This window comes from Bacillus chungangensis (assembly GCF_030812995.1).
Lineage (GTDB): Bacteria > Bacillota > Bacilli > Bacillales > Bacillaceae_C > Bacillus_CF > Bacillus_CF chungangensis.
Window position 1 is genome coordinate 39942 of record NZ_JAUSTT010000026.1, and the last position, 15494, is coordinate 55435.

The window sequence follows — 15494 nt, forward strand, 5'->3', positions numbered from 1 at the left end:
GCTACGGGGTGTAGTCACTTAACACTAATGTTCTTCGCATCGGTAATTCGAGTGGTTACGCATTATTGTATAATCATAAAATGACTAGTTAATTAATAAATCCATCGTTTCATAACCGGTTCTCAATAACAATAGCTTCGTCTAGCCTATGAGATTTCCTAGATTGCAAACGAATCGTTTCCGTTACAGTCTCGAACATTGAATTGACATCTAATACATAAATAACTGGAAACAACGAAGTAAGTCGAGGTATAATGTTGATATTTTCAAGGTTTTTGGAAGTTTAATTTATCATATCAAATCATAATAAAATTCAATCAAAGTGGCATAAAAGGCAGCACGAATTTAAATTTTTTTCCATGTCCTGTAACGATTACTGTTAATCCACAATAGGCAACTATAATCTCTTTAGGATTATTCAAATTTTATAACAGTATCCTAATGATGGGTTTTAACTACTCTATTTGATTACGATATTTGCTTGGTATTGTTAGTCTAACAATACAATGATAATTATTTTTGTGAAGGAGAAAGAAATGAAAAAAGATGTGAATTTTATAATAAATCATCTAGATGATTTATTATGCGAAGAAAGTTTCATTGGCATCGGTTCTACCCGCAAAGTGTATCGATACAAAGAATTTGTTATAAAAAAACACTTACACGAACTAGGTTATAAACAAAGTTTGAATGAACAAAAAATTTATCAAACATTAGAAGCTCAAAATTTGTCCAAACATATTGCTCCCGTTCTATACATGGATCAACATATGATAATTCAACCTTATTATAAGCCTTTAGATTTGATAAATAATGACACTTACGATTTAGACTTTGAAAAAGATGATCGGATAACAAATGATTTAAAGAAAGCTTTATCATTAATAGATAAAGAATTAGATGGGTTTGATTTTTTTGATAGCAGCAATTATGGAAGCAATGAAAATGGTGAACTTGTACTAATTGATTATGGAATGACAAAAAAACTATATGAAAATATGTGGGTTCCGCTAGCTGAAGAAGGAATATTACCTCAAATATTCATTGAAAAATGCCAATCTTGTGGTTTAGAAAAAGAACTTAGGATTTACGGAGAACATGACACAGATCGTCGTTGTTTAGCATGTGGTAAAGAATAACAATCTGTGCAAAACAATTCTTAATTATTTTGTATTTTAATGCTCTCCTTTTGAGCGATTGTTGTTTGTTTTTTAGTTACTCTTTTTTGTTGTTTAATATTACTCGTATTAAAGACTAACAGACTAAAGATTCATTTATCCATTTTTAAATCTTTTCGTCTTTTTAATTTATTGTTTTATATATCATTTACATATATATCTAATTCAGGATACACATAAATTGACTGATAAAAGAGCATCTATTGAAAAAAGATAATAAGATATTTTGATAAAGAACTGTTTGACTTCAAAAAATGAGGTTAAACAGTTCGATTTGTTCTTCATCATTTTTCAGTATGCTTAGTTTTGCTCTCAAACTGCTCTTCCTTTATTTAATGAAGGATTCCACTTTTTTTGCAACTTCTTTTGGAATCACATCAATAGAAGACAACTCTCCTATTTCTATCCATATCGGTAAATACGTCTCTCTGTTTCTATATAAATTAGTAAACTCTTCTCCTTGTCCAGTACCAAAAACCCCACTTACAATATCTGCTAAGAAATAATATTGGGTACCGTTAAATGCTACTTCTGCAATACACTCTTTAATATTAACTTCAACCCCTAACTCTTCTAACGCTTCTCTTTTAGCTCCTTCTTCTGGAGTTTCTCCATTTTCTAATCCGCCACCTGGAAAAACATAATAAAGTGAAACTTCCATCAGTGGGAGTTTTTCCCATCCCCCACTGATGGTTAGTTGAACCAATCGGACATTTACTGGCAGTTATCCCCCACCTAGACTTATTCGTTCCTCTTACTCTCGAGGTGGGGGTCTTACTGCCAGTTAGATGTGGGATAAACAGATCCTTCTTTAATTCTTTTAATTAATCCTACTTTATTATTTTCAATAATCACTACAGAACCTCTATCCCGCATCATTCATTTCCCCTTTATTTTGCACATTTGATCATTTCCATTTAATACTACTTAAGCTTTATAAACAAGGTCTGCGTCTTTATTCAACCAAACGCTTTATCAAACAATTGCAAGTTAATGATAATCACTTATTGATCTAAATCATATCTAAACCTAAGCCAATATGTGCTTCTATTTAAGTAAGCAATGTGATAATCAATGGTTTACCTTTTCATTAAAAATAGTTATTCCTTGACAAGAAATCATTATTAATTAATAATAGATACGTAATTAGAATTATTATAGATAGAGTTTTAACTTTCAGCTAAAACTTTAAATCATTTAGGAGGAAGGTTAATTATGTCTTTAATCGGAACTGAAGTACAACCATTTAACGCAAAAGCTTACAAGAACGGCGAATTTATTGATGTGTCTGAGGAAACCTTCAAAGGCCAGTGGAGCGTGCTCTGCTTTTACCCAGCAGACTTTACCTTCGTGTGCCCAACAGAGCTTGAAGATCTACAAAATGAATATGAAAATCTAAAAGCACTTGGTGTTGAAGTTTATTCCTGCTCTACTGATACACACTTCACACATAAAGGCTGGCACGATAGCTCCGAAACAATTGGTAAAATTGAATATGCAATGATTGGTGACCCTTCACAAACGCTATCTCGTCATTTTGAAGTTTTAAACGAAGAAGAAGGTCTTGCTGATCGTGGTACATTCATCATTGATCCAGATGGTGTTATCCAAACTGTAGAAATAAATGCAGACGGAATTGGCCGCGATGCAAGTACGCTTATTAACAAAATCAAAGCAGCACAATATGTTCGCAATAACCCTGGTGAAGTATGCCCTGCAAAATGGAAAGAAGGCGCTGAAACACTTAAACCAAGTCTTGATTTAGTAGGAAAAATCTAAGGAGTGTAATAAATGGTACTTGACGCAGATATTAAGTCACAATTAAAGCAATATCTTCAACTACTGGAAAACGATATAGTGCTTAAGGTAAGTATTAGTTCAGATGATACATCTAAGGACATGCTAGCTCTAGTTGATGAGCTAGCCTCTATGTCTACTAAAATTTCTGTTGAGCATACACAATTACCAAAAACACCAAGCTTTAGTGTGAACAGCGTCGGTGAGGATACTGGAATTACATTTGCTGGTGTTCCACTAGGACATGAATTTACTTCATTAGTGTTAGCTCTACTTCAAGTTAGCGGCAGACCTCCAAAATTGGATCAGAAGTTAATCGATCAAATTAAACATATAAGTGGTGAATACCATTTTGAAACGTACGTCAGTTTAAGTTGTAATAACTGTCCCGATGTTGTTCAAGCATTAAACATGATGAGCGTGCTTAATCCCAACATTACGCATACAATGATTGATGGTGCTGCCTTTAAGGAAGAAGTAGAAAGCAAGAATATCATGGCTGTGCCAGCCGTTTACTTAAATGGAGAATTTTTCAACGGCGGTCGCATAACGCTTGAAGAACTTCTTGAAAAAATGGGACATGGTGTAGATGCATCTGAGCTTTCAGAAAAAGAGCCATTTGACGTACTTGTTATTGGAGGCGGTCCAGCAGGTGCAAGTGCTGCAATCTATGCTGCACGTAAAGGTATTCGAACCGGAATTGTTGCTGAACGTTTTGGCGGTCAAGTTCTAGATACGATGAGTATTGAAAACTTTATTAGTGTAAAACGTACAGAAGGACCTAAGCTTGTGGCAAATCTTGAAGCGCATGTGAAAGATTACGATATTGATGTCATGAGTTCACAACGTGCTAAACGTATCGAGAAGAAGGACCTTTTTGAACTTGAACTGGAAAATGGTGCAATACTAGAAAGTAAAAGTATCATCATTTCCACAGGCGCACGTTGGAGAAATATCGGTGTTCCTGGTGAACAAGAGTTCAAAAACAATGGTGTAGCATACTGTCCTCACTGTGACGGCCCATTATTTGAAGGAAAAGATGTAGCTGTCATTGGGGGCGGTAACTCTGGAATTGAAGCTGCAATTGATCTTGCAGGAATTGTAAAACATGTCACTGTACTTGAGTTCGCTCCAGAGCTAAAAGCGGATGAAGTTCTACAAGAGCGTTTATACAGTCTACCGAATGTCACCGTATTAAAGAATGTTCAAACACAAGAAATCACTGGAACTGACAGTGTAAATGGCATTACTTACATGGAACGAGATACAGAAGAAGTGAAACATATTGAACTTCAAGGTGTGTTCGTTCAAATCGGACTTGTACCAAATACTGAATGGCTAGAAGGAACGATTGAACGTAATCGCATAGGTGAAATCATCGTTGATAAACAAGGATCGACGAATGTTCCAGGATTATTTGCTGCAGGAGATTGTACAGATAGCGCATATAATCAAATCATTATTTCGATGGGATCCGGAGCTACAGCAGCTTTAGGTGCATTCGATTACCTTATCCGTCATTAATGAAACGAATAAAAAGCCGTTATATCAACTAATTGGTGATGTAGCGGCTTTTCTCTTAGAGTTTATGAAGAGTCGAATGATCGGAATTAAAATCATTATCTATAGCAATATTACTAATTTATCTTCATCCAAGTTACACTATAAATGCTCCCTGATAAATAGTCGCTCTTGTGGAGCTATCTTCAATAAAATATAAAGAGTAATAATCCCTAATCCTGAACAGAAGGCAATCCCTACTAAAATAAAAGTCAAATAATCCAATAGTAAAGGATTAATTAGGTGTGAAATATCCTAGACTCCTTTTCTATGACATATCATTCTTTCGTCTGAGGTTAGCTGCTCAACTCTAATGGACAGCCTCCTACCCGATCGAAACCTGCTTTATTAACAAGGAGAAAAAACCTCCCTCATTATAAGGGAGGAAAACAGTGAAGATTGTTTGATCAATACCCTACAGCAGCACCATCTCCACGCGGGTCAGCACCGCCATATCTCACATTTGTTGTTGAATCAATCAGAATTGCACCAGCATGTCCCATCGTGTCAGTAAAATCCTCTAGCACTTTTACCGGATGACCGCGCTTGATCAGTTCCTGAACGACATCATCTGGTACACGGCCTTCGATCTTGAGATCATTAGAGGAGGCTCCCCATCTTCTGCCATGCAACCACCGCGGTGCTTCAATGGCATCCTGTACACTAAATCCATAATCTACGATTCTCGTTATTATTGCTGCCTGTGTTTGGGGTTGCCCTTCTCCTCCCATCGTGCCATACACGAGGAAAGGCTTGTCATCTTTAAACATCATGGCCGGATTTAAAGTGCTAAATGTACGTTTCTTTGGTTCCAAACGGTTAATATGATTCTCGTCGAGTGAGAAGAAGCTGCCTCTATTCTGAAGCAAGACACCTGTATCTTTCGCTACAATCCCAGATCCATACTCATGGTAGATGCTTTGAATAATCGAAACGGCATTTCCATCCTTATCGACTACACCAAGCCATACCGTGTCGCCCTTAGGATCGAGCAAATTCACGTCGGTTGCCGCTTTATTCATATCGATACGGTCGGCCATTTTTTTGCCATGTTCTTTGGACAGCATGTAATCGAGAGGAATATCTACAAATTCTGGATCGGTTACATATTTATCACGATCAGCGAAGGCTTGCTTTGTTGCCTCTACTAGTACATGGTAATAATCCGCTGATCCTTCTTCTATTTTTTTCATGTCAAAATTATTTAAAATATTCAGAATAGACAAAGAAGCTACACCTTGTGTATTTGGGGGAAAATTGTAAGCCTGATATCCTCGATATTCAACCATGATCGGATCAACCCAGTTGGCTCTGTGATCTTCAAAATCCTTCAAAGTGAGCAGACCGCCATTGTCCTGGAGATCCGCTATAATCTTCTCCGCGATCTCTCCCTTATAGAAACCATCTGCTCCTTGGTTGGCAATTACTTTTAAAGTATTGGCAAGTGCCTCTTGTTTAAAGATTTCTCCCTCTTTATAGGACTCTCCATTTGATTTTAAAAAGGTGTCAGCAAAGCCTTGAAAACGCTGGAGATTTCTAAAATCTTGATCGTTTGGATCAAGATTTACTTCCGCCCAATACGCTTGACTTGGCGTTACAGGAAATCCTTTTTCTGCGTACATGATGGAATCTTCTAGTAATCGATCCCATTTTGCACTATTCTTCATGGTTTTCTTAGCGTACTGATAAGCTTCTTCCCAACCAGAGATTGCTCCTGGAACGGTATTGGTTGAGAGGTAACCACGCGAAGGAATCGTCTCAAATCCTTGCTTCTTATAAAAGTCGATCGTTGCCTTTTCACCCGAGCGACCACTTGCATTCAATGCTTTTAACTCTCCGGTCTCTGCATTGTAGATCAACCAAAAGTTATCACCACCGATGCCATTCATATGTGGGTAAACCACTGCTAATGTTGCAGAAGCAGCGACTGCTGCATCTACAGCATTCCCACCCTCTTGCAGTACTTGAAGCGCAGATTGTGAAGCCAGATAGTGAGGGGTTGTAACCATGCCATTAGGTGACATCGTTGTCGGTCGATACCCAGCACTTACAGACGATATGGAGAATAAAGTCATAAAAACAACCAACAGCATCCAAACCAGTTTCTTCATTCTGTTTCTCAACACCATTACCTCCATCTCAAATATAGTAATTAGTACCTGTTAAAATCATGAGTGAGTGAAGTTTGCTGTACCAGACAAGAAATCTCTTACTTAACTAATGAAGGTGATCACTTTCTGGGAGATATTCATAGAAGTAAGAATCATAGTTTGAAAGCGAAACCTTAGACCCGTGTCTTTACGCCCGCGTCTTTTCGTATGTGTTTGCCGTTATCGTTTCTTGACAAAAAATATAACTATTTACACTTCATAGTAAAATGATGATGTCGTTTATATTACCAATACCTCCTTTTCAATGTTGTTGTTTAAATCCCGTAGTTATATTACTCCTAGTATCCTAGTAAATTTCACCAACTTTCCAATATATTCAATGAGTATATCGGCAATCTATCATCACTTTTTAATCTTTTTAATTTTTTTCTAACTTTAGACTTAGATTTACTTCTATAAATAAGTAAAAAGGTATGCATATTCCCATGAATCCAAATGACTTCACACCCTTATGTGAATCATTTTGATCCTTGAGATCGTGTATAAGAAAATGGAATCGATAAGGCACTGTGAAGAACTTCTATAATTGGCTAAGAGGAGAAGATATAAAGTGAAACTTCCATCAGTGGGGGTTTTCTCTCATCCCCCATACAAAGGATCCCAAGCTAAAAGCGCGACGTCCTGTCGCAACGCTTGAGTGACCAACATCCTGTTGGCCCGAACCAATCGGACATTTGACTTTCAGTTATCCCCCACCTAGCGCTTCTGATTCCTCTTACTCTTGAGGTGGGGGTCTTACTGCCAGTTAGATGTGGGATAAATGAAACATGTGGTGACATTTGATGTTAGTATGGGGAAAAGTACAATGGTTATTTACGATCGTAATTATAAAGGAGAAATACCCCAAAATATTGTCTGAATGCAGGAGTGGAATATAAAGGAACACACGCTATTTCGACACACACATGCCGTTTTATCACTTGAAGTAGGTACAGACTTTTTTGTAAGCATTAGACTCGGACATGGATCAATCAAAACAACCACAGACACTTATTTAGATATCACACCAATTATGAATTACATAAATTAGCAAAAATCACAACCTGCTTAAACAGCGAAAATGAGGGGAAAATTAAGGAGAAAGGTGACTTTTAAGGCATAAATGTATTTTCGCAAAAAACAACCCCGTCACAAACGTTGATGTGACGGGGTTGTTGTATTATCCAATAGAACCTTCCATCTCAAACTTAATTAAACGGTTCATTTCAACAGCATATTCCATTGGCAATTCTTTTGTAAACGGCTCAATAAAGCCCATGACGATCATTTCTGTTGCTTCCTGCTCGGAAACACCGCGGCTCATTAAGTAGAACAATTGCTCTTCTGATACTTTAGAAACTTTCGCTTCGTGTTCCAAAGAAATGTTGTTATTTAGTATTTCATTGTATGGAATTGTATCAGATGTCGATTCATTGTCCATAATCAACGTGTCACATTCTATATTAGAGCGAGCGCCATCTGCATTGCGGCCAAAGTGGACAATGCCGCGATAAGTTACTTTACCGCCATGTTTAGATATCGATTTTGATACGATCGTTGAAGAAGTGTTTGGTGCAAGATGAAGCATTTTTGCACCAGCATCTTGGTGCTGGCCTTTTCCTGCAATCGCAATCGATAGCGTCAATCCTCGGGCACCTTCGCCTTTTAATAAGACAGCTGGATATTTCATTGTTAGTTTTGAACCAATATTGCCGTCAATCCATTCCATTGTTGCATTTGCTTCACATGTTGCACGCTTTGTCACAAGATTGTAGACGTTGTTCGCCCAATTTTGAATCGTTGTATAGCGGCAATAAGCATCCTTCTTAATAATGATTTCAACAACTGCACTATGAAGTGAATTCGTTGTATATACAGGTGCAGTACAGCCTTCAACATAATGGACATGTGCGCCTTCATCGACAATGATTAATGTTCGTTCAAATTGACCCATATTTTCCGAGTTGATACGGAAATACGCTTGTAGGGGCGTTTCGACTTTCACACCAGGCGGTACATAAATGAAAGAACCACCAGACCAAACTGCAGAATTAAGGGCTGCAAATTTGTTGTCTGTTGGTGGGATCACTTTCGCCCAATGCTCACGGAAAATATCTTCGTTTTCTTTTAAAGCTGAATCCGTGTCTTTAAAAACAATCCCCAATTCTTCGAGGTCTTCTTTCATATTATGATAGACAACCTCTGATTCATATTGAGCTGAAACACCTGCCAAGTATTTTTGTTCTGCTTCAGGAATGCCTAGCTTATCAAAGGTGCGTTTAATTTCTTCAGGCACCTCATCCCATGATCTCTCGGATTTTTCTGATGGCTTCACATAATATCTAATTTCATCAAAATTTAAACCATTGAGATCACCGCCCCACTGCGGCATTGGCATTTTATAAAAATGCTCTAATGATTTGAGGCGAAAATCAAGCATCCATTGCGGCTCTTCTTTCATCCGCGAAATCTCTTCGACGATTTCCCGGGTCAATCCTCGTTCTGAACGGAAAACAGAGACGTCTTTATCTTTAAAGCCATACTTGTAATCTCCAATTTCTGGCATCTTTTTTGCCATGATCATCATTCCTCCATTCGTTTTCTTTATATATTCGTACACGTTTCATGTCATTTATCAGTCGTTTTCTACGGTTTAAGGATACCGTAAAAACATTCACTCAGGCGCAAGTTTGAAAAATAAGCCATCATGAATGACGATTTCGCTGGAACGCAACAATCATAGCATGAATATAACCATCTATTTGAAGAAGATAAGCAACTGCTACTGCTGCTCTTCTTTTAGCCCTTTTTCCATCGCTTTCCAAGCCAACGTAGCGCATTTTATTCGAGCTGGAAATTTTGAAACACCTTGCAATGCTTCAATATCTCCTAAATCGTCGGCTATATCTTCTCCATAATCTTTTCCCTGCATCATATTGGAAAAAAGCTGAGAAAGCTGTAAAGCAGTTTTTACATTTTTTCCGATAATGAGCTGCGTCATCATGGAAGCAGATGCCATTGAAATCGAGCATCCTTCTCCATCAAATTTCGCATCCGTTATTTTTCCGTCATCTACTTTCAATGTCAAATGAATACGGTCTCCACATGTCGGATTGTTCATATCAATAGTTAAGCTTCCATCTTGCAACTGTCCTTTATTTCGTGGGTTCTTGTAATGATCCATAATCACCTGACGATATAGAGTATCTAAATTACTAAATGACATCACTAAAATACTCCTTTGTTTTGACTAGGCTGGCTGCTAATCGATCAATATCGGTTTCCGTATTATATAAATAGAAGCTAGCTCGTGCTGTAGAAGAGACGTTGAGCCATTTCATTAATGGCTGAGCACAATGATGGCCTGCTCTTACTGCTATTCCTTCCGCGTCAAGGACTGTCGCTGCATCATGTGGATGAACATCATCTAAATTAAATGTAATAAGTCCAGCACGGTTTAGCGGATCCTTTGGCCCATAAATAGTAAGGCCATCAATTGCCGACATTTTCTCTAAAGCATATGCAACTAATTGATGCTCATGTTCTAAAATACGATCCATCCCGACTTCTTCAAGAAAATCGATTGCAGCGCCGAGGCCAATGGCTCCAGCAATAATAGGCGTGCCTCCTTCAAATTTCCAAGGAAGCTCTTTCCATGTTGATTCGTACAAGCCTACAAAGTCAATCATTTCTCCGCCGAATTCGACTGGTTCCATCTCCTCTAATAAGTGCTTTTTCCCATAAAGTACGCCGATTCCGGTCGGTCCACACATCTTATGAGCTGAAAATGTAAAGAAATCACAATCTAATTCCTGCACATCAATTTTCATATGGGGTGTACTTTGCGCACCATCTACAACAAGAACAGCACCATGATCATGAGCAATTTTTGCAATTTCCTTAATAGGATTTACAACTCCAAGCACATTCGATACATGGGTAATCGCGACAATTTTTGTTTTAGAGGTAATATGGTTTTTAATTTCATCCAATGCAAGTGTACCATCCTCTTGCATTGGCAAATATTTAAGCTTGGCACCAGTTGCCTTTGCCAATTGTTGCCAAGGAATAATGTTGCTATGATGTTCCATGGGCGTAATGACTATTTCATCATCTTGTTGAACATTCGCGCGGCCATAGCTATAAGCGATTGTATTAAGTGCAGTTGTCGTTCCTCGTGTAAAAATCACTTCTTCCGTAGAAGACGCTTTGATAAACGCACGAACCTTTTCACGTGCTCCCTCATACTGGTCTGTCGCTTTTGTTCCTAATGTATGCACGCCGCGATGGACATTTGAATTGTATTGACGATAGTATGTTTCCATCGCTTCTATGACTGAAACTGGTTTTTGTGAGGTTGCAGCACTATCTAAATATACCAATGGATGACCGTTCACTTCTTGATTCAGAATTGGAAACAATTTTTTTATTTCTGTTGCATCCATTATTTTACTTTCCTTTCAATGACTTCTTGCAGCTGTCTTTTTACTCCTTCGATCGGCAGCTGGTTGACAACAGGTGCTAAAAAGCCATGGATAATTAATCGCTCTGCTTCTTCTTTCGTTATCCCCCTGCTCATTAGATAATAAAGTTGAAGCGGGTCTACACGTCCTACTGAAGCTGCATGCCCTGCTGTTACATCATCTTCATCAATTAGCAAAATAGGGTTGGCATCGCCGCGAGCTTTTTCACTTAGCATCAGTACACGCGATTCTTGTTCGGCATTAGCCTTTGTTGCTCCGTGTTCAATTTTGCCGATCCCATTAAAGATGGATGTAGCGGCATCTTTCATGACGCCATGCTTCAAAATATATCCTTCGCTATTTTTGCCATAATGCCTAATCGTCGTTGTAAAGTTTTGCACTTGTCTTCCTCTGCCGACTACGACTACTTTCGTATCGCCGTAAGAACCATCACCGATTAAGTTTGTCGTATTCTCCGCTACGGTATTGCCATCATTCATTGCGCCCAAAGCTAAATGAATACGGGCATCGCGGCCTGCAACGCCACGGCGATTTACGTATGTTGTCATGCCTTCTGCCAATTGATCTACAGCGCCATATGAAATATTGGCATTATCATGCGCGATTATTTCCGTCACAATATTCGCAATCCCAGCAGCGCCTTCTTTAACTGATAGATAGTTTTCTACGTACGTAAGAGAACTGTTCTCGTCTGCGACGATTAAAACGTGATTGAATAGCGGGGCATCTTCGTGATCTTGTATAAAAATGGTTTGAATTGGCTCTTTGATGTCAAGATTTTTTGGAACATATAAAAATGCGCCGCCATTTACTAAAGCAGCATGTAAAGCTGTCAGCTTGTGTTCGTCCACCTTGACGGCATCTTTCATAAAATATTTTTGTACGAGATCCGCATGTTCTTTCATTGCCGTAAAAATATCTGTAAAGATGACGCCTTTCTTTTTCAAATCATCGGAAAGCTGTAAAAAAGCTGCCGTATGCTGATGCTGAACATAAAGGTTCGACTGTTTATTATCGACTTCAACTAGTCCTTTCACTGCTTCTGGCAATTCTTCTAGTGATTGATAAACTTTCTTTTCCACAGCATGATTGGAAAACTGAGTAAAGTTCCACTTAGCTATTTTTGTTTTGTCCGGGGATGGCAAAGGCAGACGTTCAGCCATCTCCAAAGCTTCCGTTCGTAATGTAGCCATCCACTCTGGTTCATGATTGGCGTTAGAAAAAGAGCGAATGTATTCTTGATCAATCGTTATTTTTGTCTCTAATGTCATCTTGATCCCTCCAACACTTATGCTTCTTGTCCAACTGTTTCATCTTCTATCCCTAACTCGTTCTTAATCCAGTCATATCCTTCTGCTTCTAAGCGTTGGGCTAGTTCAGGACCACCTGATTTTACGATGCGTCCTTGCATCATTACATGGACATAGTCTGGGGTAATATAATTTAACAAACGTTGATAGTGGGTAATAATTAAGCACCCAAAATCACTGCTGCGCATTTCATTAATGCCTTTTGAAACGACTTTAAGTGCGTCAATATCAAGACCAGAGTCAATTTCATCAAGAATCGCAATCCGCGGCTGAAGCATCATTAACTGTAAAATTTCATTGCGCTTTTTCTCCCCGCCAGAAAAGCCTTCATTCAAGTAGCGCTGTGCCATATCCGGATCCATTTCAAGCAATTCCATTTTCTTATCCATTTCCCGAATAAATTTCATTAAGGATATTTCGTTTCCTTCTTCACGCTTGCTATTAATAGCGGAACGCATAAATTCAGCATTCGTCACACCGCTGATTTCACTAGGATATTGCATCGCTAAAAACAGTCCTGCACGAGCGCGCTCGTCTACTTCCATTTCCAATACGTTCTCGCCATCAAAAGTGATGCTGCCTTGTGTTACCTCATATTTAGGATGTCCCATGACTGCAGAGGATAACGTTGACTTTCCTGTACCATTCGGCCCCATAACCGCATGGATTTCTCCACCTTTTATTTCTATATTAACTCCCTTTAATATCTCTTTTCCTTCAATTTCTACATGTAAATCTTTAATCGTTAATGTTGATGTTGAAGCTGCCATTTTACTACCTCCGTTATATATATTTAAAGGCGGGTCCAAAAAATCATTTTCATTACAAGCATCCTTGAAATGTTGTATGAAACTGTTCTAATATGTTGTCAAGATAGATGTTTTTGAACAGCCTCTTTAAAGTACGTGTTCGAAAAGAGGATAAAAAAGAACCGAGAAGAGAAGCTGCAATAGCCGCTTAGACCGAGATATGCAAGAAGCGGAGCAGCGATGAAATGCTGCCTTTATTGTCTCCAGGATTATTTAAACCCTCTTTAAACACATTCTCATTTTATTCTCATTGTAATCTTATAACATCTAAAGAGGATAATCAACCAATGTAAACTGGGTTTTCACTATGACGACATTAGAAACATTTCCCTCTCTAGAAACTGATCTATTAACATACTTTATTTTGACCTATATTTTACACCTTTTATTATCAATATACTTTATCCGCAAAATCAATTACTTTGATTATTTTCTCAATTGATGATGCACCCATATGAGCGCTTCCTCCTCGGTGTTAAACATATCACCTGGACACCCGTAAATAACAGTAGTTAACTTAGAAGCAGTAGGCTGAGATTTTTGAAACTCCTCCTCATTAAGAACCACCATAGCAAATCCGACATAATATTTACTTATTAAATGTTTATTTGACTTTAGCCATTTCGCGATTGCTAATCGAACTTCTTTTTCTTTTTGTTTATCAGCTTTTTCTATCTCTCTAACCATTATGAGTTCAAATGGCTGCTTTTCCTTTAAAATTTCTTCAAGACTATTAATGAAAGAGAAGCCATCTGTATTTTCCAATTTAAATATCGATGCATTTTCCTCATATTTGCTACACTTTTTCTCACCCTTATCTATAAGCTTTTGTTCTATCATTATTTTGCAATTCAAATCAAAGAAGTTGCATTCGCATCCCCCCATACCCATCTGTTGAAAGATCGATTTTCTGTTTGAAAGACTTCCTTTCATTAATAATAATTATCATTCTCAATAGCTGCTACCTGTAAAAGAACTTCTTTTACCTGTAGAAGGAGGGGGACGGTTTTTAATTGAACATTTCCAACTGCAAAAAAGAGCGGCAAAATGTTTGTAGAAATGGAACGATGCTATTAAACCTATACAATATCGATTTCCACGGCTGTACAAAATCATTTCCAAAATCTATTATCAGAGGGCTGCTATTATTTCATGCTCTTTAAATATTCACTTGGGTTGTATCCAAAATACTTGCGAAAAGCAGCAGTAAAATTACTTACATTACTGTAGCCAAGAGCCATAGCGGTCTCAGTAACATTAAGTCCTTGTATTTTCATTAGCCAAGCTGCTTTTTCCATCCGTTGGCTCCTAATTAAGCCAAAGACAGTTGTACCATATAATTGCCGAAAACCAGTCTTTAACTTATTTTCATTTAATCCAACTTTATTTGCTAACGATTTAATAGAATAAGGCTTATCTAAATGATCGAGAACAACTTCTCTCGCCCATTTTAGTTTTTTGATGTCTTCAGGATGCATGAAGGCCTCAGGAAACTGGGATATAGGATCGTTCTCAAGAAAAAATAAATTAATCAATTCCATCGCCTTTGCTTCCAAATATATTTTCTTCATCGCGGCTTTATATGGACAATGAAGGATTTCATACACACAATGTTTGATTTGAGGGGACAGCGGGTAAGATTTTACATGTCCTTTTTGCTGTTGCAATACTTTCTCTATTTCTTTTTGATCTTCCTCACTTTCAAAATAACGGAGAAGGTTTACAGGTGACATGCGAATCTCCACTATATGGCTGCGAATGTGAGCTCGTTTTTCCAAATGTACTTTTGTATCCTGAAAATAGCCAACATTACAGATAGGCTTAAAAATGTTTAGCTGCTTATCATTATATTTACATATAGTCTCTCCGCTCAAACAATAATTTAATTCGAAAATTTCACAGTCTTCATGAATATAAAGCGTCATATTACGAGATAGTTCAACATCAGATATGATAATTTCCATTCCTTCTCTAATTTTCGTTCGATGGATTGTCCCTTTCCCCATTTCTTTTGGAAGAAGGATAGTCTGTTCAGCATTTATTGGCTCTTCATGAAATTCATGATTTAAATACCGTTCCATCTCTGTAAAGTAATCATGCATATTATCAATTGACAACTCTTTTATCATCCATCTCTTCCTTTCTTCATAGGGTTTCAAACAAACTGTACGAGTGAGAGCAGCGTTTATTGAATTTTCGACTGTCT

At 37.8% G+C, this 15494-nt stretch carries 12 protein-coding genes; 3 read left to right on the plus strand and 9 right to left on the minus strand.

The features are described 5' to 3' along the window. The first annotated feature begins 536 nt into the window (after positions 1-536). The gene (locus tag J2S08_RS17935; protein WP_307231995.1) at positions 537-1139 is read left to right on the plus strand and encodes a protein kinase; all 603 of its coding nucleotides are present in this window, start codon (positions 537-539) and stop codon (positions 1137-1139) included. A 367-nt stretch (positions 1140-1506) separates the two neighbouring features. On the opposite strand, the gene J2S08_RS17940 is transcribed toward J2S08_RS17935, so the two are convergent. After that, positions 1507-1839, minus strand: coding sequence for an NUDIX hydrolase (locus J2S08_RS17940; RefSeq protein WP_307231997.1), 333 nt, complete (start codon positions 1837-1839; stop codon positions 1507-1509). 554 nt (positions 1840-2393) lie between these two features. On the opposite strand from J2S08_RS17940, the gene ahpC reads away from it, so the two are divergent. Both ahpC and ahpF read left to right on the plus strand, forming a co-directional pair. Then, positions 2394-2957 carry an alkyl hydroperoxide reductase subunit C gene (gene ahpC / locus J2S08_RS17945; RefSeq protein WP_307231999.1) on the plus strand — a complete coding sequence of 188 codons (564 nt, stop codon included), beginning with the start codon at positions 2394-2396 and terminating at the stop codon, positions 2955-2957. 12 nt (positions 2958-2969) lie between these two features. Further along, positions 2970-4499, plus strand: a complete 1530-nt coding sequence (gene ahpF / locus J2S08_RS17950; RefSeq protein WP_307232001.1) for an alkyl hydroperoxide reductase subunit F — start codon at positions 2970-2972, stop codon at positions 4497-4499. A gap of 443 nt (positions 4500-4942) precedes the next feature. Here ahpF and ggt read toward each other — a convergent pair whose 3' ends face one another. From ggt to J2S08_RS17990, 8 genes are all read right to left on the minus strand, one after another. Next, complete coding sequence (gene ggt / locus J2S08_RS17955; protein WP_370875713.1) at positions 4943-6628, minus strand: gamma-glutamyltransferase; 1686 nt, start codon at positions 6626-6628, stop codon at positions 4943-4945. Between the two features lie 1237 nt (positions 6629-7865). Beyond that, on the minus strand, positions 7866-9263 hold the full coding sequence (gene sufB, locus J2S08_RS17960; protein WP_307232004.1) for a Fe-S cluster assembly protein SufB: 1398 nt from the start codon (positions 9261-9263) through the stop codon (positions 7866-7868). A 204-nt stretch (positions 9264-9467) separates the two neighbouring features. Then, on the minus strand, positions 9468-9911 hold the full coding sequence (gene sufU, locus J2S08_RS17965; RefSeq protein WP_307232006.1) for a Fe-S cluster assembly sulfur transfer protein SufU: 444 nt from the start codon (positions 9909-9911) through the stop codon (positions 9468-9470). Further along, the gene (locus tag J2S08_RS17970; protein ID WP_307232009.1) at positions 9901-11130 is read right to left on the minus strand and encodes a cysteine desulfurase; all 1230 of its coding nucleotides are present in this window, start codon (positions 11128-11130) and stop codon (positions 9901-9903) included. Before J2S08_RS17970 ends, sufU begins: the two co-directional genes overlap by 11 nt. Further along, on the minus strand, positions 11130-12440 hold the full coding sequence (sufD, locus tag J2S08_RS17975; protein WP_307232011.1) for a Fe-S cluster assembly protein SufD: 1311 nt from the start codon (positions 12438-12440) through the stop codon (positions 11130-11132). Before sufD ends, J2S08_RS17970 begins: the two co-directional genes overlap by 1 nt. A gap of 17 nt (positions 12441-12457) precedes the next feature. Further along, positions 12458-13249, minus strand: a complete 792-nt coding sequence (sufC, locus tag J2S08_RS17980) for a Fe-S cluster assembly ATPase SufC (RefSeq protein ID WP_307232013.1) — start codon at positions 13247-13249, stop codon at positions 12458-12460. Between the two features lie 465 nt (positions 13250-13714). Continuing rightward, positions 13715-14128 carry a hypothetical protein gene (locus J2S08_RS17985; RefSeq protein WP_307232014.1) on the minus strand — a complete coding sequence of 138 codons (414 nt, stop codon included), beginning with the start codon at positions 14126-14128 and terminating at the stop codon, positions 13715-13717. A gap of 305 nt (positions 14129-14433) precedes the next feature. Beyond that, on the minus strand, positions 14434-15417 hold the full coding sequence (locus J2S08_RS17990; protein ID WP_307232016.1) for a helix-turn-helix transcriptional regulator: 984 nt from the start codon (positions 15415-15417) through the stop codon (positions 14434-14436). Between the last annotated feature and the right edge of the window lie 77 nt (positions 15418-15494).

What these genes read in the sequence shown, in the direction of transcription:
- sufU (WP_307232006.1), bottom strand. Translation starts at nt 9,911, where the DNA reads ATGTCATTTAGTAATTTAGATACTCTATATCGTCAGGTGATTATGGAT.
- sufC (WP_307232013.1), bottom strand. Translation starts at nt 13,249, where the DNA reads ATGGCAGCTTCAACATCAACATTAACGATTAAAGATTTACATGTAGAA.
- J2S08_RS17985 (WP_307232014.1), bottom strand. Translation starts at nt 14,128, where the DNA reads ATGATAGAACAAAAGCTTATAGATAAGGGTGAGAAAAAGTGTAGCAAA.
- J2S08_RS17940 (WP_307231997.1), bottom strand. Translation starts at nt 1,839, where the DNA reads ATGGAAGTTTCACTTTATTATGTTTTTCCAGGTGGCGGATTAGAAAAT.
- J2S08_RS17970 (WP_307232009.1), bottom strand. Translation starts at nt 11,130, where the DNA reads ATGGATGCAACAGAAATAAAAAAATTGTTTCCAATTCTGAATCAAGAA.
- ahpF (WP_307232001.1), top strand. Translation starts at nt 2,970, where the DNA reads ATGGTACTTGACGCAGATATTAAGTCACAATTAAAGCAATATCTTCAA.
- J2S08_RS17990 (WP_307232016.1), bottom strand. Translation starts at nt 15,417, where the DNA reads ATGATAAAAGAGTTGTCAATTGATAATATGCATGATTACTTTACAGAG.
- J2S08_RS17935 (WP_307231995.1), top strand. Translation starts at nt 537, where the DNA reads ATGAAAAAAGATGTGAATTTTATAATAAATCATCTAGATGATTTATTA.
- sufB (WP_307232004.1), bottom strand. Translation starts at nt 9,263, where the DNA reads ATGGCAAAAAAGATGCCAGAAATTGGAGATTACAAGTATGGCTTTAAA.
- ahpC (WP_307231999.1), top strand. Translation starts at nt 2,394, where the DNA reads ATGTCTTTAATCGGAACTGAAGTACAACCATTTAACGCAAAAGCTTAC.
- ggt (WP_370875713.1), bottom strand. Translation starts at nt 6,628, where the DNA reads ATGCTGTTGGTTGTTTTTATGACTTTATTCTCCATATCGTCTGTAAGT.
- sufD (WP_307232011.1), bottom strand. Translation starts at nt 12,440, where the DNA reads ATGACATTAGAGACAAAAATAACGATTGATCAAGAATACATTCGCTCT.